This is a genomic window from Curtobacterium flaccumfaciens pv. betae (assembly GCF_026241855.1).
Classification (GTDB): Bacteria; Actinomycetota; Actinomycetes; order Actinomycetales; family Microbacteriaceae; genus Curtobacterium; species Curtobacterium flaccumfaciens.
Genome location: NZ_JAPJDC010000001.1, coordinates 3,243,708 through 3,266,032, shown reverse-complemented (window position 1 = coordinate 3,266,032; position 22,325 = coordinate 3,243,708). Strand labels below are relative to the sequence as shown.

The 22,325-nt window shown below is 71.8% G+C and carries 22 protein-coding genes and 1 tRNA gene; 14 read left to right on the top strand and 9 right to left on the bottom strand.

The features are described 5' to 3' along the window. Positions 1-5: 5 nt before the first annotated feature. Together ORG17_RS15330 and ORG17_RS15325 are read right to left on the bottom strand one after the other, a co-directional pair. Positions 6-1,073, bottom strand: a complete 1,068-nt coding sequence (locus tag ORG17_RS15330; RefSeq protein ID WP_214526302.1) for an alcohol dehydrogenase catalytic domain-containing protein — start codon at positions 1,071-1,073, stop codon at positions 6-8. Then, positions 1,070-1,765, bottom strand: a complete 696-nt coding sequence (locus ORG17_RS15325; protein ID WP_214526303.1) for an HAD family hydrolase — start codon at positions 1,763-1,765, stop codon at positions 1,070-1,072. The genes ORG17_RS15330 and ORG17_RS15325 overlap by 4 nt, the downstream gene beginning before the upstream one ends. A 176-nt stretch (positions 1,766-1,941) precedes the next feature. Here ORG17_RS15325 and ORG17_RS15320 point away from each other — a divergent pair, with 176 nt between their 5' ends. The 4 genes from ORG17_RS15320 (at position 1,942) to argG (ending at position 5,517) form a co-directional block, all read left to right on the top strand. Further along, complete coding sequence (locus tag ORG17_RS15320; RefSeq protein WP_214521592.1) at positions 1,942-2,667, top strand: GntR family transcriptional regulator; 726 nt, start codon at positions 1,942-1,944, stop codon at positions 2,665-2,667. A gap of 48 nt (positions 2,668-2,715) precedes the next feature. After that, on the top strand, positions 2,716-3,819 hold the full coding sequence (locus ORG17_RS15315; protein ID WP_214526304.1) for an epoxide hydrolase family protein: 1,104 nt from the start codon (positions 2,716-2,718) through the stop codon (positions 3,817-3,819). Positions 3,820-3,832: 13 nt separating this feature from the next. Continuing rightward, positions 3,833-3,907: transfer RNA gene (locus ORG17_RS15310), tRNA-Arg, on the top strand. A 167-nt stretch (positions 3,908-4,074) separates the two neighbouring features. After that, a complete protein-coding gene (gene argG / locus ORG17_RS15305; protein ID WP_042540079.1) occupies positions 4,075-5,517 on the top strand; it encodes an argininosuccinate synthase in 1,443 nt (480 codons plus the stop codon). 91 nt (positions 5,518-5,608) lie between these two features. Here the strand turns inward: argG and ORG17_RS15300 are convergent, their stop codons facing one another. Further along, positions 5,609-6,322 (bottom strand): alpha/beta hydrolase, encoded by a 714-nt coding sequence (locus ORG17_RS15300; protein WP_214526305.1) that lies wholly within the window; start codon positions 6,320-6,322, stop codon positions 5,609-5,611. Between the two features lie 222 nt (positions 6,323-6,544). Here ORG17_RS15300 and ORG17_RS15295 point away from each other — a divergent pair, with 222 nt between their 5' ends. Continuing rightward, on the top strand, positions 6,545-6,712 hold the full coding sequence (locus ORG17_RS15295; protein ID WP_155896891.1) for a hypothetical protein: 168 nt from the start codon (positions 6,545-6,547) through the stop codon (positions 6,710-6,712). 41 nt (positions 6,713-6,753) lie between these two features. After that, positions 6,754-7,347 (top strand): copper resistance CopC family protein, encoded by a 594-nt coding sequence (locus tag ORG17_RS15290; RefSeq protein WP_214526306.1) that lies wholly within the window; start codon positions 6,754-6,756, stop codon positions 7,345-7,347. 192 nt (positions 7,348-7,539) lie between these two features. Here the strand turns inward: ORG17_RS15290 and ORG17_RS15285 are convergent, their stop codons facing one another. Both ORG17_RS15285 and ORG17_RS15280 read right to left on the bottom strand, forming a co-directional pair. Continuing rightward, positions 7,540-8,967, bottom strand: a complete 1,428-nt coding sequence (locus ORG17_RS15285) for an MATE family efflux transporter (RefSeq protein ID WP_214526307.1) — start codon at positions 8,965-8,967, stop codon at positions 7,540-7,542. A 207-nt stretch (positions 8,968-9,174) separates the two neighbouring features. Then, positions 9,175-9,612, bottom strand: a complete 438-nt coding sequence (locus ORG17_RS15280; RefSeq protein WP_027466582.1) for a MarR family winged helix-turn-helix transcriptional regulator — start codon at positions 9,610-9,612, stop codon at positions 9,175-9,177. A gap of 453 nt (positions 9,613-10,065) precedes the next feature. On the opposite strand from ORG17_RS15280, the gene nadE reads away from it, so the two are divergent. Both nadE and ORG17_RS15270 read left to right on the top strand, forming a co-directional pair. Further along, the gene (nadE, locus tag ORG17_RS15275; RefSeq protein ID WP_071244153.1) at positions 10,066-10,893 is read left to right on the top strand and encodes an ammonia-dependent NAD(+) synthetase; all 828 of its coding nucleotides are present in this window, start codon (positions 10,066-10,068) and stop codon (positions 10,891-10,893) included. 177 nt (positions 10,894-11,070) lie between these two features. Beyond that, positions 11,071-12,528, top strand: coding sequence for an SPFH domain-containing protein (locus ORG17_RS15270; protein WP_071244079.1), 1,458 nt, complete (start codon positions 11,071-11,073; stop codon positions 12,526-12,528). A 34-nt stretch (positions 12,529-12,562) separates the two neighbouring features. Here the strand turns inward: ORG17_RS15270 and ORG17_RS15265 are convergent, their stop codons facing one another. Both ORG17_RS15265 and ORG17_RS15260 read right to left on the bottom strand, forming a co-directional pair. Continuing rightward, entirely contained in the window at positions 12,563-12,952 is a 390-nt protein-coding gene (locus ORG17_RS15265) for a hypothetical protein (protein WP_027466580.1), read from the bottom strand. A gap of 72 nt (positions 12,953-13,024) precedes the next feature. Then, positions 13,025-13,975, bottom strand: a complete 951-nt coding sequence (locus ORG17_RS15260) for a phosphotransferase family protein (RefSeq protein WP_214526308.1) — start codon at positions 13,973-13,975, stop codon at positions 13,025-13,027. Between the two features lie 170 nt (positions 13,976-14,145). Here ORG17_RS15260 and ORG17_RS15255 point away from each other — a divergent pair, with 170 nt between their 5' ends. Further along, complete coding sequence (locus tag ORG17_RS15255; RefSeq protein ID WP_214523554.1) at positions 14,146-16,206, top strand: MDR family MFS transporter; 2,061 nt, start codon at positions 14,146-14,148, stop codon at positions 16,204-16,206. Between the two features lie 77 nt (positions 16,207-16,283). Further along, complete coding sequence (locus ORG17_RS15250) at positions 16,284-16,877, top strand: TetR/AcrR family transcriptional regulator (protein WP_111058085.1); 594 nt, start codon at positions 16,284-16,286, stop codon at positions 16,875-16,877. Between the two features lie 222 nt (positions 16,878-17,099). Here ORG17_RS15250 and ORG17_RS15245 read toward each other — a convergent pair whose 3' ends face one another. Continuing rightward, positions 17,100-17,375, bottom strand: coding sequence for a GlsB/YeaQ/YmgE family stress response membrane protein (locus tag ORG17_RS15245; protein WP_027466577.1), 276 nt, complete (start codon positions 17,373-17,375; stop codon positions 17,100-17,102). A 103-nt stretch (positions 17,376-17,478) separates the two neighbouring features. Continuing rightward, positions 17,479-17,748, bottom strand: a complete 270-nt coding sequence (locus ORG17_RS15240; protein WP_214526309.1) for a glutaredoxin family protein — start codon at positions 17,746-17,748, stop codon at positions 17,479-17,481. Positions 17,749-17,829: 81 nt separating this feature from the next. On the opposite strand from ORG17_RS15240, the gene ORG17_RS15235 reads away from it, so the two are divergent. From ORG17_RS15235 to ORG17_RS15220, 4 genes are all read left to right on the top strand, one after another. Then, complete coding sequence (locus ORG17_RS15235; protein WP_214526310.1) at positions 17,830-19,521, top strand: adenosylhomocysteinase; 1,692 nt, start codon at positions 17,830-17,832, stop codon at positions 19,519-19,521. Next, the gene (locus tag ORG17_RS15230) at positions 19,518-20,903 is read left to right on the top strand and encodes an amidohydrolase family protein (RefSeq protein ID WP_214526311.1); all 1,386 of its coding nucleotides are present in this window, start codon (positions 19,518-19,520) and stop codon (positions 20,901-20,903) included. Before ORG17_RS15235 ends, ORG17_RS15230 begins: the two co-directional genes overlap by 4 nt. Then, the gene (locus ORG17_RS15225) at positions 20,900-21,418 is read left to right on the top strand and encodes a cupin domain-containing protein (RefSeq protein WP_250892125.1); all 519 of its coding nucleotides are present in this window, start codon (positions 20,900-20,902) and stop codon (positions 21,416-21,418) included. The genes ORG17_RS15230 and ORG17_RS15225 overlap by 4 nt, the downstream gene beginning before the upstream one ends. Positions 21,419-21,501: 83 nt before the next feature. Beyond that, a complete protein-coding gene (locus ORG17_RS15220; RefSeq protein WP_214526312.1) occupies positions 21,502-22,323 on the top strand; it encodes an ABC transporter substrate-binding protein in 822 nt (273 codons plus the stop codon). The last annotated feature ends 2 nt before the right edge of the window (positions 22,324-22,325 follow it).

Here is a 22,325-nt window from a genome sequence, read left to right as displayed (position 1 = left end):
AGCCATCACACCACGGCGGCCGCCGGGTCGACCCCGCGGCGCAGGAACCCGTCCGACGGCGGTGTCGTGACGGCGTGCCCGACCGCGTCGAGGCCGACCGACCGCTCGACCAGGTCCGCGAAGGGCAGCTCGCTGCGCGCGAGGAAGGCCACCGCGGTCGCGAGGTGCCGGGGCGCGTAGTTGTGGACCCCGACGATCCGGTTCAGCCGCCGCACGATCTGCTCCGGGTCGATGGTCACCGCACGGCTGGTCGAGACCGCGCCGACGAGCACGGCGACACCGTCGACGTCGAGGGAGTCCACCGCCGCCTCGACCGCATCGGGGTGGCCGGACAGCTCGACCGCGACGTCGAAGGACCCGATCGCGTCACCCGGGGCGACGGCCCGCGCCGCGCCGAAGCAGACCGCCCGGGCACGTCGGCCCGCGTTCGGGTCGGAGACGGTCACGGTGGCACCCGCGTCGACGGCCATCGCGACGGCGGTGATCCCGAGCATGCCGGCACCGGTGACCAGGACCCGCGCGCCGTCGAGCGGTCGCTGCACTGCGTCGAGAGCCGCGGCCACCGTAGCCGTGGCGCAGGCCGCCGGCGCGGCGACGGCCGCCGGCACGTGCGCGGGGACGACCGCGATCGCCGTGCCGGGGAGCAGGACGCAGTGCGTGGCGAAGCCGCCGTTCAGCGTCCAGTCCGCGGTGACGGCCTCGTGACCGTACTTCCGCAGGGAGCGGCACTTCTGCGGGATGCCCGACGCGCACCGGTCGCAGTCGCCGCACGACGCGGCGACCGACCACACGACGCGGTCACCGACCCGGACCGGCTGTCCCTGGACGGTGGTCGGCGGCACGGCGTCGACCGCGACGACGCGGCCGACCTGTTCGTGGCCGAGGACACTCGGTGTCGGACCCGGACGGTGGCCGAGCGCGGTGTGCAGGTCGCTGCCGCACACGGTGGCCAGCTCGACCTCGACGAGCACACCGCCGTCCGGCAGCGTCGTCGACGGCAGCGACTCGACGGTGACCGGGGCGCCGACGCCGTGCCACAGGGCGTACCGGGCGTCGGCGCGCACCGGCGTCACGCCAGGACCCGGGCGGCGTCCTCGACCTCGGCGAGCACCGACGGCACCTCGGTGACCGAGTCGAGGACGTGGGTGTGCAGGACGGTCGCGAAGTCGGCGTCCTGGTGCGTCCCGGTCCGCACGCCCGCCACGACCGACGCGCCGGCGCGGTGTCCCGTGAGCAGGTCGGCGACGGTGTCCCCGACGACCGCCACGTCGCGGACGTCGTCGGTGCCGGTCCGGAGCACGGCGGCGAGCACCATGTCCGGGTACGGGCGCCCGCGGCCGGCGTCGGCGGGGGAGAGCGCGAGGTCGATCAGCGGCCGCCAGCCGAGCAGGTCGAGCACCGCGTCGCGCGTCGCGGGCGAGAACCCGGTGGTCAGCGCGATCCGTCGCCCCGCTGCGCGGAGTGCGACGAGCGTCTCGACGGCGCCGTCCACCGGCCGCACGCCGCGGTCGAGGGTGCGGGCGTACGCGCGCTCGAACGCGGTGTTCGCAGCCTCGGCACGGTCGCCGTCCCCGTCGAAGAGTGCCGTGAACACGGCGATCTTCGACTGGCCCATGGTGTCGACCGCGTACTGCACCGCACGGTCGTGCTCCGAGCTCCCGTGCTCGAGGCCGACGTCGGTGAGCGCGGTGCGGAAGGCGTCGAGGACGACGCCACCGTCGTCGACGGTGGTTCCTGCCATGTCGAGGCAGACGAGCGAGATCATGGGACTCCTGGGTTCGTGCCGTCACGCCGGGACCGGCGCGGTCCGACCAGCGTCGGAGCGCCCCGTGGCGGGCAGACGGTGCGCAGGTGTCCGCCAGGTGAACGACGCCGGGAGGCTCGTCACGGCCTGTCCGGACAGGCATGCGGTCCGCCAGGGGGACCGGCTACAGTCCGAGCGTGCCGGAGACCCGATACCTCGACATCGCCGCCGCCCTGGAGGGCGAGCTGGCCGATCTGCCGATCGGCTCGCGGGTGGCCAGCGAGGCGGAGCTGGCGGCGCGGTTCGGCGTCGGGCGGTCCGCCGCCCGGGCAGCGCTGCAGCACCTGCAGCGGCGTAACCGCATCCGCCGGGTGAAGGGCGTCGGCAGCTTCGTCGCACGCCGCATCGACTACCTGATCGGTTCGCGGGCGGCACCGTCGTGGAGTCACACCGTCCGCGCCGCCGGTGGCAAGCCGTCGAGCGTGACGCTGTCGTGTGCACTGGTCCCCGTCCCGCCGCGCATCGCCGAGTCCCTCGACCTGCAACCGGGAGCGCCCGTGCACCGCCTGACCCGGCGCTCACTGGTCGACGGGCTGCCGGCTGCGTGGGGCGTGGAGTGGGTCCCGCCGGCGATCGTGCCCGAGCTCGCCGAGGCGCTGCAGGTCAGTGACTCGCTGTACGAGGTGCTCCGGCAGGTGGGACGATCCACGCCGCACCGCCGATGGGTCCGTGCGACCGCCGACGTGGTGTCCGAGGACGTCGCCCGGCACCTGGACCTCGACGAGGTCACGCTCGGCTGGTTCATCGAGAGCTTGACGTCGGACCGCGACGACGAGCGACCGCTCTGCCTGAGCGAGCGGTGGATCCGGGCGGACGCCATCCGGGTGTTGTTCGAGGCCGGTCGGGACGCACCGCTGACCTGATCGGCTGCGGGCTTCCGATCGTCGGTGGCGCTGACTAGCGTCGCCGACATGGGCGAGACACCGCACATCGACGACGCGACCATCGACGACCTGCGCGCTCGGCTGCGTGCCACGCGCTGGCCGGACGCGCCCGCGGGGGTCGGCTGGTCGCTCGGCGTGGACCTCGACGTCCTGCGCCCGCTCGTCGAGTACTGGGCCGACGGGTTCGACTTCGACGCACACCGTGCCGAGCTCGCCGCGCTGCCCTCGCGCCGTGTCGTCGTCGACGGCATCGGCATTCACCTGCTGCACGCCCGCGCTCCGCGGCCCGATGCCCTGCCGGTCCTGCTCGCGCACGGCTGGCCGGACTCCGGCTGGCGGTACCGCAAGGTGCTGCCGATGCTCGTCGACGCCGGGTACGACGTCGTCGTGCCGGACATGCCCGGCTACGGGTTCTCGGATGCACCGCCGCAGGTTCTCGACGCCCGGCAGGTGGCCGGCATGTGGGCGACGCTGATGACGGACCTGGGGTACGAGCGGTTCGCGGTGTCCGGAGGCGACATCGGCACGCACGTCGCCCGCTACCTGGCACTCGACCACCCCGACCGGGTGGTCGCGGTGCACCGCATCGACGGCGGGCTCGCCTGGCCGGGCCTCGATGCGTCGACGTTGTCCGCCGCCGAGCGGGAGTTCGTCGCCGCGACCGATCGGTGGCGCACCGCCGAGGGTGCCTACGCGATGCTGCACCGCACGAAGCCGCAGACCGCCGCCGTCGGGCTGAACGACTCGCCCGCGGGTCTCGCCGCCTGGATCCTCGAGAAGCTCCGGGCGTGGAGCGACTGCGACGGGGACCCGTGGTCGGTCTACACGCGCGACGAGGTGCTGGCGCTGCTCACCGAGTACTGGGCCACGGGCACGATCGGCTCGGCGATGCGGATGTACCACGCGAACGCGGCGATCCCGGCGGAGCAGCTGGAGCGACGGGTCGAGGTGCCGTCCGGGTTCTCGATCTTCCCCGGCGACATCGTGCGGGCGCCGCGCGAGTGGCTCGAGCGCACCACGAACCTCGTGTTCCACCACGAACTCGACCGCGGCGGGCACTTCGCGCCGTTCGAGCAGCCCGACCTGTTCGTCGACGAACTGCACGCGTTCCTGCAGGGCTTCCGCCGCTAGAGTGGACGAGCCAGCCTCTGTAGCTCAATGGAAGAGCAGTTCCGTCCTAAGGAAACGGTTGGGGGTTCGAGTCCCTCCAGGGGCACCAGCAGGTCGAAGGGGTTCGAGTCCCTGCAGTGCCGTCCAGGGGCACCAGCAGGTCGAAGGGGTTCGAGTCCCTGCAGTGCTGTCCAGGGGCACCACTTCGCGGGGGAGTTCTCCACAACCGTCGCCCCGGACGGTAGCCCGGCCCGCTGGCCCCGTACGATTGACCCCGTGTCCAAGGTCCTGAGCAGTCTCCCCGTCGGCGAACGAGTCGGCATCGCGTTCTCAGGGGGTCTCGACACCTCCTGCGCCGTTGCCTGGATGCGCGAGAAGGGAGCGATCCCCTGCACGTACACGGCCGACATCGGCCAGTACGACGAGCCGGACATCGACGCCGTGCCGAGCCGCGCCCACGAGTACGGCGCCGAGATCGCCCGACTGGTCGACGCGAAGAGCGCCCTGGTCGAAGAAGGCCTGGTCGCCCTGCAGACGGGTGCGTTCCACATCCGCTCCGGTGGCAAGACGTACTTCAACACGACGCCGCTCGGCCGCGCGGTGACGGGCACGATGCTCGTCCGCGCGATGAAGGAAGACGGCGTCGACATCTGGGGCGACGGCTCCACCTACAAGGGCAACGACATCGAGCGGTTCTACCGCTACGGCCTGATGGCCAACCCGCGTCTGCGCGTCTACAAGCCGTGGCTCGACTCCGAGTTCGTCGAGGAGCTCGGCGGCCGCAAGGAGATGAGCGAGTGGCTCGTCGCCCGCGGGTTCCCGTACCGAGACTCCACCGAGAAGGCGTACTCGACCGACGCGAACATCTGGGGCGCGACGCACGAGGCGAAGAGCCTCGAAGAGCTGTCGAGCGGCCTGGACATCGTCGAGCCGATCATGGGCGTCGCCGCGTGGCGTGACGACGTCGAGGTCGCGACCGAGATCGTCAGCGTCCGGTTCGAAGCCGGTCGCCCCGTCGCGATCAACGGCGTCGAGTACACCGACGCCGTTGCCCTGGTCTACGAGGCGAACGCCATCGGTGGCCGCCACGGCCTGGGTGCGTCTGACCAGATCGAGAACCGCATCATCGAAGCGAAGAGCCGTGGCATCTACGAGGCTCCGGGCATGGCGCTGCTGCACATCGCCTACGAGCGCCTGCTCAACGCGATCCACAACGAGGACACGGTCGCCTCGTACCACAACGAGGGTCGCCGTCTCGGTCGCCTGATGTACGAGGGCCGCTGGCTCGACCCGCAGTCCCTCATGCTCCGCGAGTCGCTGCAGCGCTGGGTGGCCTCCGCCGTCACCGGCGAGGTCACGCTGCGCCTGCGTCGCGGCGACGACTACACGATCCTCGACACCACGGGCCCCGCGCTGTCGTACCACCCGGACAAGCTGTCGATGGAGCGCGTCGGCGACGCCGCCTTCGGCCCGGACGACCGCATCGGCCAGCTCACCATGCGCAACCTCGACATCGCGGACTCCCGTTCGCGGCTCGAGCAGTACGCCGCCGCCGGCCTCATCGGCGGCGCGACGGCCGAGCTCGTCGGCGAGCTCGAGGCGGGCGAGGCCGAGGAGATCCTCGGCGGCGCGATCGTTGCCTCCGACGCCGAGGACGCGATGGGTCGTCGCACGGACCTCGCGTCCGAGGGCGCGGCCTTCGACTCCGGCACCGACTGATCGAGCGGATCCGCGCCCTGGGCGCGACCCCCTGATGACGGGAGGCCCGGTGCCAGCTGGCACCGGGCCTCCCGTCCGTCGTCGCGACGTCTCAAGCCGCGGCGCTTCCGAGCAGCAGCTCGAGCTGCTCGACGACCAGGTCGGGTCGGGTGATGAAGGGATGGTGCCCGGTGGGGACGTCGATGCTCCGCGTCGCACGTGCCGCGTGCGCTCGCTGGAGGCCGACGGTGGTGCTCCGGTCCTCGGTGCAGACCAGGTAGGTGGAGTCGACGCCCTGCCAGCCCGCGGCGGTCGTCGGCGTGACGAACGCGGCAGCGGACTGTGCGGTGACGCGGTCCCACGCAGCCCGCTGCACCTCCGGGACGGCGTCCTGCAGGAACCGCGCGCCGAACGACGAGGCGTCGTACCCGACCAGTGCCAGGGCTCCGTCCCCGGCATCACCGATCGCCACCGGGTCGGGCTCGTCCGACATGATCCCGGCCTGGGCCGATCCGACGTCGGGCAGGTAGGACGACGCGTGGACCAGGTGCTCGACGGCACCGTGCTGGCCGGCCTCGGCGACGACCGTGCCGCCGTACGAGTGCCCGACGACGATCGCGCCGTCGCTGCGGTCGAGCGCGGCCCGGAGCGCTGCCGCGTCCTCGGCGAGACCGCCTTCGGGGCGGCCGGACGGGCCCTCGCCGCAGGACGGCAGCGCCACCGATCGACTGCGGACACCGGTGCCCTCGAACAGCAGGTCGGCGGTGGGTTGCCACCACCAGTCGCCGTCGCGCACGAGCGCGCCGTGGACGAAGAGGATCTCCATGCGCCGACGCTACAGCGCACCCGCCGCGCCGGTCCGTCGCGTCCGTCAGCCGCGAAGCGCATCCGCCTCGACGGCGCTCCGGCCCGACCGTATCGTTGCGGTACCGGGTCAGACATCAGGGACTCGTCGTCACGATGCTCCTCACGATCTGTGGGGTCTGGCACAGCGGGTCGACCCGGGCGGATCCGAGATGCGCATCATCTCGACGAAGGGCTGGTCACCATGACCGCCACCATCCAAAACGCGTGGCACCGCCACGGGCTCCGTTCGCCCGAGGACCTCGCCGCCCTCGTCGCCGAACGCCTCGAAGGAACCGGCCACCAGCTCGTCAGCGTCAGCGAAGCGCGCTACGAGCCCACCTACGCGGACTTCCTCGGCGAGCAGCTCTGACCCCCAGCGGGCTGCCGATCGGCCGTCGGTAGAGTCTGCGCATGCGCACAGCCCGAAACACGGCGGCGGCACTGGCGATCGTCGCGGCGGGACTGCTGACGCTCGTCGGTGTCCAGCCCGCGTCGGCCCACTCGGCCCTGACCAGCAGTACCCCGGCGGACGGGGCGGTCGTCACCGAACCGCTCGAGTCCGTCGACCTGACCTTCTCGGAAGCGCCGCTCGCCGGCCTCGATGCCGGACTCCGGATCCAGGTGACGGATGCCTCCGGTGCCGACGTCGCAACGGGTGACGTGAGGGTCTCCGGGACGACCATGCGCCGCGCGGTCGACCTCGACCAGGGCAGCTACACGGTGCTCTGGCGGTACGTGTCGCCGGACGGCCACCCGATCGAGGGCACGCTCGCGTTCGAGTACCGGGCCGCAGCCCCGGCGTCGACCCCGAGCGCGAGTGCCACCCCGACCCCGAGCCCCGCTCCGACGCCGAGTGCCACGGCGACGGCCACCGGAGCCTCGGACGGTGCTCCGTCCTCGTCGCCGGGCATCGCGCCGGGCGTGTGGATCGGCCTCGGCGCCGGGGCCGTCCTGGTGGCCGGCGCGGTCGTCGTGCTGCTGCTGCGGCGCGGCCGCAGCGCGTAGCGCGCGGGCGGCGCCGCGTCGCGCACTTCGTGAGCAGAAACGGTCGGGTCGCACGCGCGCATCCGACCGTTCCTGCTCACGAAGCGCACGCGGCGCACGGAACGCGACCACGCGACGGACGGGAGGCCCGGTGCCGGACCGGCAGCGGGCCTCCCGTACGCACGTGGTGCGTGACGCCGGGGGCGACGCGCCTCACGCCACGGGGGCGGCCTCCAGCGCGGCGTCGGCGCGTGCCGCGCTGCCCTCGGCCAGGCCTCGGGCGATGCGACCCCGCGTCGCCAGCCAGAGGACGACGGCGGCGACGAACACGATGCCCTCGGTGACGGTGAGTGCCCAGATGATCCCGGCGAGTCCGAACCACAGGTTGCCGGCGATCACGATCGGGATGAACAGCACGCCCTGCGCCATCGACAGCACCATCGCGGGCATGACCATCCCGGTCGCCTGGAACAGCGAGGTGAGCAGTCCCGTGAACCCGTTGACGACGGCGGCGACGAGCTGTGCCGTCAGGATCGTCATGCCGATCGCGAGCACCGAGTGGTCACCGGAGAAGATCGTGAAGACCTGCTCGCGGAACACGAACACGGTGCCGGAGAAGACGAGCACGATGCCGCCGACGGTCAGGGCCGCGGCGCGCAGGCCGGAGCGGAGTCGATCGGCGTCGCCCGCGCCGAACGCGTAGGCGAGCAGCGGCAGCACGCCGATGGTCACGCCCATCACCAGGAACTCCGGCACCTGGGCGATGCGGACCGCGACGCCCATCGCTGCCAGCGGGTCGTCACCGTAGGCGGCGGCGAGGTTGTTGAGGACGAGTGTCGTGACGATGAGGAACGCGGACTGCAGCAGCTCGCCGACGCCGACGCCGAACACGGGCTTCAGGATGTCCGCACGCAGGGTGAACCACTTCGGCGCGAAGCTGACGTTCTCGCTGTTCCGCTGCAGCCACGTCACCCAGTAGGCGATCGAGACCACGTTGGCCAGGCCCACCGCGAGTGCGGCGCCGCCGACACCCCAGTGCAGCCCCAGGATGAACAGGACGTCGAACACCAGGTTGCCCACCGTGGACAGGACCAGGCCGATCATCGCCTGCCGCGCGGCGCCCTCGGAGCGGACGATCTGCTCGAGCGCGAAGGACGCGGCGAGGACGGGGACGAACGCGAGCATCACGGCGACGTACTCGCTCGTGGCGGGGACCGCTGCCGCGTCGGCACCGAGGACGGCGACGAGCGGGCGGAGCAGCAGGAGTCCGACGACGCCGAGCACGGCGCCGGTCACCACGGCTCCCCACAGGGCGAACGAGGCGACGTGCTTGATGTCCCGCGCCTTGTCGGGATCGTGTTCCGATGCTCCGAGCAACCGGGACATCAAGGCGCTGCCGCCGACGCCGAACACCCCGCCCACGGCCATCACCAGGCCGAGGAGCGGCGTGCCGAAGGTGATCGCGGCGAGCAGGGACGTGTCGTGCTGGGCGCCGATGAAGCCCGCGTTGATGACGTTGTACAGGGCGCTGACGACCATCGCGGCGGCCATCGGCACGCACAGGTGCACCAGGGCTCGGGCGATCGGGGCAGCGGAGAGGTACCAGCGGTTCGTCGCCGCAGCGGTGGTGGTGGAGGACATGACGGTTCCCTTCCGGGCATGACGGTGGGCGCGCCGACGGACGCCGGCACGGCAGGGGGGGAGCACGCGACCGATGGGGTCGCGGGATCGCGGGATCGCGGGGTCGCGGGGTCGCGGGTTCGCGAGGGCGCGCCGGCGGATCCGGCCGGGAGGCGCGTGGTGCGTGGAGCGGGTCGGTGCGGTGGCGCGGGTGGTGCGGTGGTGCGGCTAGCGGGTCGGCGGCGCGAGTTCCGCGGTCACCTTCTGCAGCAGCCGCCGCAGGGTGGCGCGTTCGTCCGCGTCGAGCGGTGCGAGCAGGGAGTCGTCGAGGGCGACCATCGCGTCGGTGAACCCGGCGATGAGGTCGATGCCCGCCTGGGTGGCGTGCACCGTCTTCGTCCGCCCGTTCGTGGCGTCCGGTCGTCGTTCGATCAGTCCACGCCGCTCGAGTCCCTGCAGGAGACTCGAGACGCTGGCCGCGCTGGTCCGGGTGGCCTCGGCGATGTCCCGCTGGATGGCGCCGGGGTGCTCCTGCAGGTACCCGAGCACGAAGGACTGCTCGTGGGTGAGGTCGCGCTCACGGACCCACTCCTCGGCGCCCTTGCGCTGTGCCCATCCGATCCACCGCATGAGCTGGAGCGGTGTCGTGAAGTCCGGTGCCTGCATGATCAGGACTCTAACTGTTAGGCATCAAACTGTCAACGAACCCAGCCCGACCCGTGACCCCAGAACGGGGGTGTCGATTCCTGCCCGGACCCTGATACCTTCCACAGCAAGCGGCCTCACCAGCCGCCTCCGGCCCGTTCGACGGGCCCCACATCCCCTGGCTCACCACCGGGGGCGGATCAGCGGCGGAGACCCCGTCGGAGGAGGGGGCATCGTGCCACACCACGGATCACCCACCGCGATCCCGGCGCGACGAGTTCGTCGCGCCTGACCAGGACGGGCGCCGGCGGGTACCGGCGTCCGCCTCACCGGGTCCGCGACGCGTTCGGGTCGTCGCGGATGCCCGGGGCGGTGGTGATCGGGTCACCGCCGCCCCGGACCTCCCGGTCGATCCGATCGACGTCTTCGGGAACCCGCCGGTCCACGGAGCCGGATCGGCGTGATACTGGGGTGGTGCGTGAACTCCAAGCCGCCATCGCAGCGGACCTCAACGTCCAGCCGACCATCGACCCGGAGCAGGAGGTCGCCCGTCGTGTCGGGTTCCTGCGCGACTACCTGCTGACGACCGGGGCGAAGGGGTACCTCCTCGCCATCAGCGGCGGGCAGGACTCCACCCTGGCCGGGCGCCTGACCCAGCTCGCGGTCGAGTCGCTCCGAGCCGAGGGGCACCCGGCCGAGTTCACGACCGTCCGCATGCCCTACCGGGTGCAGGCCGACGAGGACGACGCCCAGCTCGCCCTGCAGTTCATCGCTGCCGACCCGGGCGTCACCGTGAACATCGAGCACGGGGTCGACGGGGTCATGGAGGACACCGCGGCCTCGGGTGTCGAGCTGAGCGACTTCGTGAAGGGCAACGTCAAGGCGCGCATGCGGATGGTCGCCCAGTACGCGATCGCCGGGCAGCGCGGCCTGCTGGTGGTCGGCACGGACCACGCGGCCGAGGCCGTCACGGGCTTCTTCACCAAGTACGGCGACGGCGGCGTCGACCTCACCCCGCTCACCGGGCTGTCGAAGAGCCAGGGACGGCAGCTGCTCGAGCACCTCGGCGCACCGGCTCGCCTGTACGAGAAGGCGCCCACCGCCGACCTGCTCGACGAGCTGCCCGGGCAGACCGACGAGGCGAACCTCGGACTCACCTACGCCGAGATCGACGCCTACCTGCAGGGCCACGACGTGCCGGTCGAGGTCGCCGAGGCGATCGAGTCGCGCTACCGCGCGACGGAGCACAAGCGCCAGGTGCCGGCGACGCCCTTCGACGAATGGTGGCGTGCGGGCGCGTAGGCGCTGACGCAACCCCGGACGGGAGGCGCGGTGCAGGTGATCCTGCACCGCGCCTCCCGTCTGTTGTCCCCAACCCTTCCCTCCGCGCTCCTGCTGTCCGCGTGCGCTCCTAGGATGGGAGCCAACGGAACAACAGATGCGGAATCCAGGCTGGCGCCTGGTCCTCAAGGGGGAGTCATGGAAGTCCTGTTCGCGCTCGGAGCCGTCCCGCTGATCATCGTGGGGATCATCGTCCTCGCCGTGATCGCGCTGATCTACGCCAAGGTCGTGTACCGCAACGCCGGTGCCGACGAAGCGCTCATCATCACGGGCAAGCGCTCCCGCAAGGTCAAGAACGCCGACGGCACCGAGACCGTCGAGTCCGGCATCAAGGTCGTGCTCGGCGCCGGCGTGCTCGTCCGCCCCTTCTTCGAGAAGGTCGCGAAGCTGTCGCTCAGCTCGCGTGCGATCGACATCAACGTCAACGCGCAGGACTCCCGCGGTGTCACCATCGACGTCGAGGCCGTCGCGCTCGTCAAGGTCGGCGAGACCGACGCCTCGATCCGGGCGGCCGCACAGCGGTTCCTCGGGCAGGAGAAGAAGATCGACGACTTCGCGCGCGAGGTCCTGTCCGGTTCGCTCCGCGCCTCGATCGGTGCGACCGACGTGTCGACCATCATCCGCAAGCGCGATCAGCTCACCGTCGCTGTGCTCGACGTCGCCAAGGACGCCCTGCACAGCCAGGGGCTCGACGTCGACTCGTTCGAGATCAAGGGCATCTCGGACCGCAACGAGTACATCAGCGACCTCGGCCGTGCCGAGCGTGCACGCGTGCGACTCGAGGCCGAGAACGCCGAGGCCCAGGCCGACCGTGAAGCGCGAGAAGCCCGCGCGACCGCCGACCAGGCGATCGCCGAGGCCGAGAACACCCTGGCCATCCGCCGTGCCGCGCTGCAGCTCGACGCCGACCGTGCGTCCGCCGAAGCCGCTGCCGCCGGCCCGCTCGCCCAGGCGCGCGCGTCCCAGGGTGTCGTCGAGCAGGAGCAGATCACCGCGCAGAAGCGTGCCGAGCTGCGCCGTGCCGAGCTCGAGTCCGAGGTCTCCGCCGTCGCCGAGGCCCAGGCGCGCAAGACCCGCGTCGAGGCCGAAGCCGCCGCCGGGGCCCAGGTCGAGACCGCACGCGCCCAGGCCGAGGCCCGTCGGATCTCCGCAGAGGCCGTCGCGGCCGAGGCGAAGGCCGAGGCGGACGCCCGCAAGCTCGCTGCCGACGCGTCACGCGCCGAGGGCGAAGCCGCCGCCGACGCGATCCGTGCGAAGGGTCAGGCCGAGGCCGATGCGACCAAGGCGCAGGCCGACGCGCTCGCGCAGCACTCCGAGGCCGTCCTGCGGGTCAAGGCGATCGAGACGCTGCCGAGCATCGCCCGCGAGCTCGCGGCGCCGATGAGCAACATCGACACGCTCACCGTGGTGTCCTCCGAGGGTGCCGGTGCCCTGTCGAAGAGCGTCGTCAGTCAGTTCAGCGAGGTCGACGCGTTGCTCGGCGCCACCGCCGGGTTCACCCTGAGCGACATCGTGAAGAGCACCACGACGGGACAGGCGGCTGCCCGTGCCGTCGTGCGCGAGCAGTCGGTGCCACAGGTCGAGCCGGCCGAGTAACCGAGCGGGTGCCTGCAGCGGGCGCGACGGGGGATCAGCCCTCGTCGTGCCCGTTCTCGTTCTGCGGGTCGCGCTGCTGCGTGCCGGCGTCCTCACGCTCGTCCGCGAGCCGCTGCTGCCACACGACACTGCGGGCCGCACCCTCGAGCACGTCGTCGACGCTGCGACCGCTCTGGGCGGCGAGGGCACCGCTGAGTCCGGCGGTCAGCGTGCCGCCGGCCGCGGCGAGCCGCTCGACGACCTCCTCCTGCCGCGGGGTAAGGGGTTCGTCGACCAGTTCGTCGATCGTGTCGCGGATGTTCTGCTCGCTCGCGTCCAGCGCCGCCTCGTCGCCGGACTGCAGGGCTGCTGCCTCTCCGACGACGACGAGACCGAGGCGCGCGGCGTCGTCTTCGGGACGCGGGGTGCGGTGCTCATCAGTCATGCGGTGGACCGTACGCTCCGGTGCGCTGCGCTCCCTGGACACCACGCGTCCCCCGCTCGGGCGGACGCGCTGTCAGGCGGCCCAGCGGCGGAGCAGCCACTCGGCGGCCGCCACGCCCTCGCACCGTTGGAAGTCGCGGATGGTGGGCATGTTCGGCGGTGCCGGGGGCAGGGCGTGCTCGAAGAACAGTCCGGCGAGCCCGGCCAGCACGGCGTCGATCGTGGCGGCGGGCACCCCGGCGAAGACCGGGTGCGTGGCGAGGTGGTGTTCGACGTCGTCGTCCTCACCGCGGACGAGCGTGTCGAGCAGGTAGGTCAGCGAGTCGAGCCAGTGCGCGCCCACGCTCGCCCAGGGCCAGTCCACCACCCAGACGAGTCCGGTGTCGTCGACGAGCAGGTTGTCCGCTCGGCAGTCGGCGTGCACGAGGTGTTCGCCGTCGACGAGGGCAGCTGCCCCCGATGCCGCGCGGGCGATCGCAGGGCCGGCGTCGAGGACGTGCGGCGGGACGACCTCGGCGACGCGGACGGTGTTCGAGCCGGCAGCCAGCATCCTGTCCCAGGCACCGAACTCACCGCGCAGGTCCTCGGCGATGCGGGGGAGCGTCGCCAGCCCATCGGTCGCGAGCGGCAGTGTGTGGAGTGCGTCGAGCACGGCCGTCGTGTCCGATCCGTCGAGGTGCCCGCCCGGGTGCTGCCCTGCGACGTCCTCGAGCACGAGCGCGACCCAGTCGTCGCCGTCGACCGTGGCGTGCAGCGCGTCGAGCAGCCGCGGTGCCTGCACGGTGGTCGGCAGCTGGGCCATGACCTCGGCCTCGCGGCGGTGCAGGTCGAGGGCGGCCTCGTTGCGCGAGCGCGACACCGTCTTCACGAAGGCTCGTTCCCCCGCCGCGGTCGTCACCCGGTCGGCGCTTCCGGGCGACCACCCGCTCGCCTGGGACTCGGCGGTCACGACCGGACCGCCCAGCACCCCCTCCACCTGCTGCCGCAGCGTCGTCGGTACATCGGTCCAGGTGGTTCGCCCCATGCGCCGACGCTACCTGAGAACCCGTACACGAACATGCATGCTCGGCAACTTTGCGTTGGCGGCAAAGGTGCTTGCGGTGTAAAGTTGCAGAGCCTGCAAGGTTGACCCTCGTTTCGGGGTCCCGACCAGGCCGACGACCACCACGCCACATCCCCTGTGAGGAACCCCGCATGTCCACTGCCACCGCACCCGTCGAGGTGTCGCGCGGACGACAGGACTCCCCGGCGAGCACGCCGGGCAAGCCGATCATGTCGCACCGCCAGATCCTGCTCGTCATCTACGGCCTGATGGCGGGCATGTTCCTGTCGTCGCTCGACCAGACCATCGTCGGCACGGCGATCCGCACGATCGGTGACGACCTGCACGGCCTCGACCAGCAGGCCTGGGTCACGACGGCCTACCTGATCGCGTCGACCATCACCACGCCGATCTACGGCAAGCTCTCCGACGTCTTCGGCCGTCGCCCGCTCTACATCTTCGGCATCGCGGTCTTCATCCTCGGGTCGCTGCTCTCGACCCTGTCGACGTCGATGACCATGCTCGCCGCCTTCCGCGCGTTCCAGGGCATCGGTGCCGGTGCGCTGATGTCGCTGCCGCTCGCGATCATGGGCGACATCCTCGCGCCCCGTGAGCGCGCGAAGTACCAGGGCTACTTCCTGGCGGTCTTCGGCATCTCGTCCGTGATCGGCCCGCTGATCGGTGGACTGTTCGCGGGTGCGAGCTCGATCGTCGGCATCACCGGCTGGCGCTGGGTGTTCCTGATCAACGTGCCGATCGGTGTCGCGGCGCTCCTCATGGTGATCGCGTTCCTGCACCTGCCGAAGTTCGGCGAGGCCAAGGCCAAGCCGCGCATCGACTGGTGGGGCGCGACCTCGGTCATCGTCACGCTCGCGCCGCTGCTCCTCGTCGCGGAGCAGGGCCGCACGTGGGGTTGGGGTTCGGCCAGCGCGATCGCCTGCTACGTCATCGGTGCGCTCGGCCTCGTCGCCTTCCTGGTGATCGAGACCCGCATGCAGGACGACGCGATCATCCCGCTCAAGCTCTTCCGCTCGAGCACGTTCTCGATGGCGACCATCCTGGGCTTCCTGGTCGGCTTCGCGATGTTCGGCGCGATGCTCACCATCCCGCTGTACCTGCAGATCGTCACCGGCCTGACGCCGACCGAGTCCGGCTTCGCGACGCTGCCGATGATCGGTGGCCTGATGATCGCCTCGATCGCCTCGGGGCAGATCGTGGCCCGCACCGGCCGCTACCGGATCTTCCCGGTCATCGGCACCGCCCTGGTGTCGCTCGGCTACGTCGTCCTGACGTTCATGACGATCGACAAGCCGCTCTGGTTCCTGATGATCGGCATGTTCCTGATCGGCCTCGGGCTCGGCCAGCTCATGCAGAGCATCACCCTGGCCTCCCAGAACTCGGTGCAGCCGCGTGACATGGGTGTGGCGACGTCGTCCGCCACGTTCTTCCGCCAGATCGGTGGCACGCTCGGCACCGCCGTCCTGCTGTCCGTCCTGTTCTCGCTCATGCCGGCGAACATCCTGCACGCCACGGCGGACGAGTCGAACCTCAAGCCCGCCCTCAGTGCGGCGCTCGACCCGGAGGTCGCCAGCGCCAAGGCGAACCAGGGCGTCATGGACCAGATCTGGAACCCGATCGTCACCCCGCTCCAGAAGCAGGTGCAGTCCGGCCTCGACACCGCCACCGACCAGGTGACCCAGGCCACCGCAGGGGCTCCCGACGCCGTGCAGCAGCAGGCGCTCACCGCTGCCGCAGACAAGGCGCACGCCAGCGTGCAGGACGGCCGGCTCGTCGTCGATTGGTCGGACTCGGCGCAGCGCACCTACTGGGTGGACCAGCTCGCACCGGAACTGTCGAAGCAGATCGACAAGGGTGCCAACGACTCGAGCGACTCGAACGCCGAGACGAGCGACACGTCGTACCTCAACGGTGCGGACGCTGCTCTGACCCGGCCGTTCATGTCCGGGTTCAACGCCTCGGCCGTGACCGTCTACTGGGTCGGCTTCGCGGTGATCCTGCTCGCGTTCGTCCTGAGCTTCTTCTTCAAGGCGCCGCCGCTCCGCAAGAGCTCGGCCCTGCAGGAGCAGGCGGACGACGCCGGCACCGCCGACGACCTCGAAGCGCAGGCCGTGCGGGCCGCGGACACGATGGGCTCGCCCACCGCCCCGGTCACCGGTTCGATCCCCGTCCAGGGTGGTCGGGCGCAGGTCTGAGTCACGCCGGGCCTCCTCGTCACAGGACGCGGGGGCCCGGCGTCGCACCAACCCGAGAACAAGACGGAGCGCAGCACGTGCACCAGCTGACCACCACCGAGGCCACCGCCCTGACCGACTGCGGCCTGCGGGAGCGCAAGAAGCAGCAGACCCGGGCCGCCATCCACCGGTCGGCGCTCGCCCTCGTCACCGACCACGGACTCGCCGGGGTGACCGTCGAGCAGATCTGCGCGGACGCCGGGGTCTCCCCGCGGACGTTCTTCAACTACTTCCCGTCGAAGGCCGAAGCAGCCCTCGGATTGCCGGCGACGACGGTCCCGGACACGGCACGCGCAGCGTTCCTCGGTGCCACGGGGCCGCTCGTGTCGGACCTCTGCGACCTCGTCGCGCACACGGTCACCCTGCCGCAGGACCGCCGGCGCATGAAGGAGCTCGTCCGAGCCCGCCCCGAGATGGTCCCGGCGATGATGCAGTGGATGGCGCACGCGCGGCAGACCGTGCTGGCGGTGGCCGCCGAGCGCGTCGACGAGGACACCGCGCGGACCGCGACCACCCTCGTGATGGCCGCCGTGATCGAGTCCGCCCACCGATCGGCGGACGGCTCCCGCGACGAACTGGCTGCGCGGCTGCGCGCGGTCGTCGGCGAGATGGGGCGGCTCGCCACCGCCTGATCAGCGTGACCATCGCGTCGCCCCCGGCGCGGGGGCGACCACGGCCTGGAGGCGCGGCGCGGGTCCGACCCGCGCCGCGCCTCCAGGCCGTGGCGGACGACACGACCCGGTCGCAGCCCGCAGCGCGCAGTCGGCCCGCACAAGCAAAGTCACCCCGAACCACGTGGGAACGCGGTTCGGGGTGACTGTGGTTGTTCGCCGGTCAGACCGGCAGCGTCGTGCCTAGCGGCGCGAGCCGCGGCCCGCGACGCGGGTGTAGATGAACAGCACGATGATCGCGCCGATGATCGAACCGATGATGCCGGCCGGCTGGAAGAAGCCGTCCATCGGGTCGTGCTGGAAGATCAGGAACCCGAGGAACCCGCCGACGAACGATCCGACGATGCCCAGGACGATCGTCATGAGGATGCCGATGTTCTGCTTGCCGGGGATGATGAGCCGGGCGAGAGCGCCGGCGATGAGTCCGATGATGATCAAGCTGATGATGAGACCGAGCACGGTGTCCTCCTCGTGGGTGCGGTTGCCGCGGCATGGTTGCCGGAGTCAGGGCCGACATCCGACGAAACTCCGGGGTTCCTGGGAGGACTGTCGGGTTCGCCGATCAGACCACGCCGGAGGCCTCGAGCTCGGCCAGCAGCTCGGCGTCCGACGGCTCGACGAAGTGCTTGCCGTTGGGCAGCACCACGACGGGGATGTTCTTCCGGCCGCTGATGGCCTCGGCACGGTCGGCAGCGGACAGGTCCTGCTCCACGTCGACGTACTCGTAGTCCACGCCGAGGGTGTCGAGCAGCGCCTTGGACCGACGGCAGTCGCGGCACCAGTCGGCACCGAACATGGTCACGCGGTCGGGGGCAGTCGTCGCATCGCTCATGTGCAGAGAGTACGTCGGAGCGCCCCCGGGCATTCCCGGAGCGCCGCCGGACCCGCGCCCCGCTCGCCCTACGATTGGCACATGCCGCCAGCACCCGACCCCGCGACGCTGGTCTGGGCCTCGGCGGCCGTTCGGCGCTTCGCCGCGGCGACCAACCTGCTCGTCGCCGCCCGCCGGTTCCGCATCGTCGGCGGTGACCCCCGGGATGCCGCGGCACTGCGGCACCTGCTGACCGCACTCGGCGCGCGCGAGGTCGAGCAGCCGTCCGACCTCGTCGACCAGCTCTGGTGCCTCGGCACGCCCGACGAATCGACCCCCGCGGTCGAGCAGGCCGCCGACCGCCCGCGCGGCACCACCCTGGTCGTCATCGACGCCGGCCGGTACCTGCCCGCCGTCGACGAGGACGCCTTCGGCCCCGTCGCACCCGCCCGCCCCGGCGTGCTCGCCGTCCCGATGCTGTCCGACGACGTCTTCCTGGTGTCCACCGGCCGCGACCCCGAGGACGACCCCGCGGCGGACGCACGCCTGCGCTGGGCACGACGGTCGATGCCGGTCGCCCGCTCGGTCGCCGCGGAGCTCCGCGACGGCGGACTCCTGCGCGGCACGCGCATCGGTGTCGCGATGTTCCTCGAGCCCAAGACGGCGGTGCTGAGCCTGCTGCTCCGTGACGCCGGTGCCGAGGTCGTCGTCTACGCCCACGCCGACGAGACCGACGACGCCGTCGCCGACGCACTGCGGTCCGCCGGCCTGACGGTGTTCGCGAGCAGCACGGCGACGCTCCCCGAGCAGAAGCAGCTGGCCCTCGCGATGCTCGACGCCGCGCCGCACATCCTGCTCGACGACGGCTCGCACGTCATCCGGCTCGCCCACCAGGAACGCCCAGACCTGCTGCCGACGATGCTCGGCGCCGCCGAGGAGACCACGAGCGGCCTGCGGCCCCTGCGGGTGCTGGCAGCGCGCGGCGAGCTCGGCATCCCCGTGATCGCGGTGAACGACGCCCGCACCAAGACGTTCTTCGACAACCGCTACGGCACCGGGCAGTCGACCGTGTTCGCGGTGCTCGACCTGGTCGACGGGCTCACGTCCGGCACGCACCGGGTGATGCCGGGAGGCGCGGCGGTCGTCGCCGGGTTCGGGCACGTCGGCGAGGGTGTCGCCCTGGTGCTCACCGCCCTCGGGTTCCGGGTGACGGTCGCCGAGACCGACCCCGTCCGCGCCCTGCAGGCGCGGTTCGCCGGGTACGTCGTGGCCCCGCTCGCCGAGGCGGTGCGCGACGCCGACCTCGTGATGAGCGCCACCGGGGTGCCGGACACCATCGACCTCGACGTGCTCCGTGCCTGCGCGGACGGTGCGGTCCTCGCCGTCGCCGGTGGGGTCGACCAGGAGATCGCCATCGACGACGCCCTCGACGCCGGGGCCCGGCGCCAGGACGTGGGGCCGAAGGCCGAGCGGTTCGTGTTCCCCGGGGTCGACGACGGGCCGATCGTGCTCGACGACGGCGGCTGCATCAACATCACCGCGGCCGAGGGCAACCCGGTCGAGATCATGGACCTGTCGTTCGCCGTGCAGCTCGGCGCCGTCCGGATGCTCCTGGAACGCGGCGACGAGCTGGAGCGTGCCGTCGTGCCGATCGACCCCGCGGTCGACGACGTGACCGCCCGCGCGGCGCTCGCCGCCTTCGGGAGCCGACCTCTGCCTGCCGGCCTTCCCGCCGAGCGCCCGGCGGACCGCGGCCCGGACGTCCGGACCCACCGTTTCGGAGACCCGGCATGAGCGCCCGTCCGCACCCGGTCACCGTGCACTCGGCGCGCGTCGTCGTCCCGATGACGGCGCCGCCGATCGCCGACGGCGCGGTGGCCGTGCAGGACGGCCGCATCCTGCACGTCGGCGACCGGTCGTGGGTCATCGACCAGCTCACCGGGTCCGGCGCGACCTTCACCGAGCGGCAGTGGCGCGGCGCGCTCCTGCCCGGACTCGTGAACGCGCACTCGCACCTCCAGTACACCGGCATGGCAGGTGTCGGCCGGCGCCAGTACAACGGATTCGAGGACTGGGCCGCGGCGTTCAACGTCGACTACGCCGAACCGCACGACTGGCGGGCCGAAGCCGCGGACGGTGCACGGGCGTCGATCCTGGCGGGCGTCACGAGCATCGCGGACATCGTCACCGACATCGAGGCCTCGACCGCGCTGCAGGACGCCGGGCTCGGCGGCATCGCGTACTGGGAGGTGATGGACTGGGAGAACGACGCCTGGCAGACGCACGGTCGCGACCAGGTGCTCGACGAACTCGACCGCATCCCCACGACACCCGGTGCCGGCTTGTCGCCGCACGCGCCGTACTCGCTCGAGGTCGCTCCGCTGCTCGAGCTCCCCGACATCGTGCGGCAGCGCGGCCTGCGGCTGCACCTGCACCTCGGTGAGGCGGCGTTCGAGGGGGAGCGCACCGCCCTCGGTCCGGTGCCCGGGCTCGACGGGGTCGACGGCGTCGGTCACGGGAACGACTGGCACCTGGCGAACGTGCCGTCGTTCCGGGCACTGCGGGCCCTGGGCTTCGGTGCGAGCGCGACCGCGTTCGTCGACCGCCTCGGCGTGCTCGGGCCGGACTGCCACATCGCCCACGGCGTGTACATGACCGCCGCCGACCGGGCGCTCCTGCGCGCCCGCGGCACGGCGGTGGCGCTGTGCCCCCGCTCCAACGCCGTCATCGGCCTCGACCCGCCGCCCGTCGCGGACTACCTGCGCGAGGGGAGCCCGATCGCCATCGGCACCGACTCCCTGTCGTCGTCGCCGTCCCTCGACCTGATGGCCGACGTCACCGCGCTGCACCGCATCGCCCGAGCCCAGGGCTACGGGCACCGTGACCTGCACGAGCGACTGCTCGCAGCGGCGACCCTCGGTGGTGCGCACGCGATGGGGCTCGCCGTCGGACCGGACCGCATCGGGCACCTCGCCGTCGGGGCGCGCGCCGACCTGGCGGTCTTCGACGTCGACGCCCGCACGGTGCCGGACGCGCTCGCCGAGCTCGTCGAGGACGGCGCCGGGCGGGCGGCCGCCACCGTGATCCGCGGGGTCGTGCGCGCCGTGGCGGGCGGGGTCACCGAGCCGGCTTCCCCGCACACGGACACCCCCGCACCGCACCAGGAGGAACGATGACCGAGTCCGCACCCCACCCCGGCATGGCCGCACGCCGAACCGTCACCGGTGAGCTGATCGAGTGGCTCGACGTGCCGAAGCGCGCGATCGCCCTCGGCATGGAACCGCACCCCGAGGGTGGCTGGTACGTCCGCACCTGGACCTCGCCGGCGACGGTCACCACCCCCGCGGGGGAGCGTCCCGCCGCCACGCTGATCCACTTCCTGCTGCCCCCGGGTGAGGCCTCCGCCTGGCACCGGGTCACGAGCGACGAGATCTGGATGTGGCACGGGCCGGACACCGTCGACCTGCAGCTCGGCGGCGACGGTGACGTCCCCGAGCCCGGCGCGACGATCACCCTCGGCCCGGACGCCGGACGCGACCGGGTGAACGACGCGCAGGCGTTCGTGCGCGGAGGCGTGTGGCAGCGGACAATCCCGGGCGACGGCGAGGTGCTGCTGAGCTGCCTGGTGTCGCCGGGCTTCTCGTTCGACGACTTCACGATGGCCGACGATGGGGACCCTGCCGTCGAGTAGCACCGCGACACCGTTTCGCGTTGGTATCCCACCGCGAAGTACACTTCGACCTGCCCCCACCCCCCTCGCACGAAGGCCCGACCGTGACCCGTCACCTCCGCTTCACCCTCGCCGTCGCCACCGCCGCGGTCGCCGCCCTCGCCCTGTCGGCCTGCTCCGCCGGGGGCAGCAGCAACGCCGACGGCACCGTGACCGACGGCAAGCTCACGATCGCCACCGGCGACCCGGCGTACTCGCCCTGGATCGAGGACAACAAGCCCGAGTCCGGCAAGGGCTTCGAGTCCGCCGTGGCGTACGCCGTCGCGAAGGAGATGGGCTACGGCAAGTCCGACGTCGTCTGGAAGCGCAGCACCTTCGACAGCGCCATCGCACCGGGGCCGAAGGACTGGGACCTCAACGTCCAGCAGTTCTCGATCGACGCGAAGCGCAAGAAGGCCGTCGACATGTCGAGCGCCTACTACACGACGACCCAGGCGGTCGTGACCACGTCCGGGTCGAAGGCCGCCGACGACACCACGATCACCGCGCTCAAGCAGGACGCCATCGGCGTCGCGACCGGTTCGACGAGCATCGCGAGCGTCAAGGACGTCCTCGGGGTCACGCCGCAGGTGTTCAACTCCAACGACGACGCCGTGCTCGCGCTCAAGTCCGGGCAGATCGACGCGATCGTCACCGACCTGCCGACGGCGTTCTACATGGCCTCGGCGCAGCTCGACGACGGCACCGTGTCCGCGCAGTTCCCGTCCGACGGCAAGGGCGACGAGTTCGGCTTCGTCCTGCCGAAGGACTCGGAGCTCACGAGCAAGGTCGACAAGGCCCTGAAGACCCTCGACGACGACGGCACCCTGCAGGACCTGCAGACCAAGTGGCTCTCGTCGGAGACCGGTACGCCGGTCCTGAAGTAACC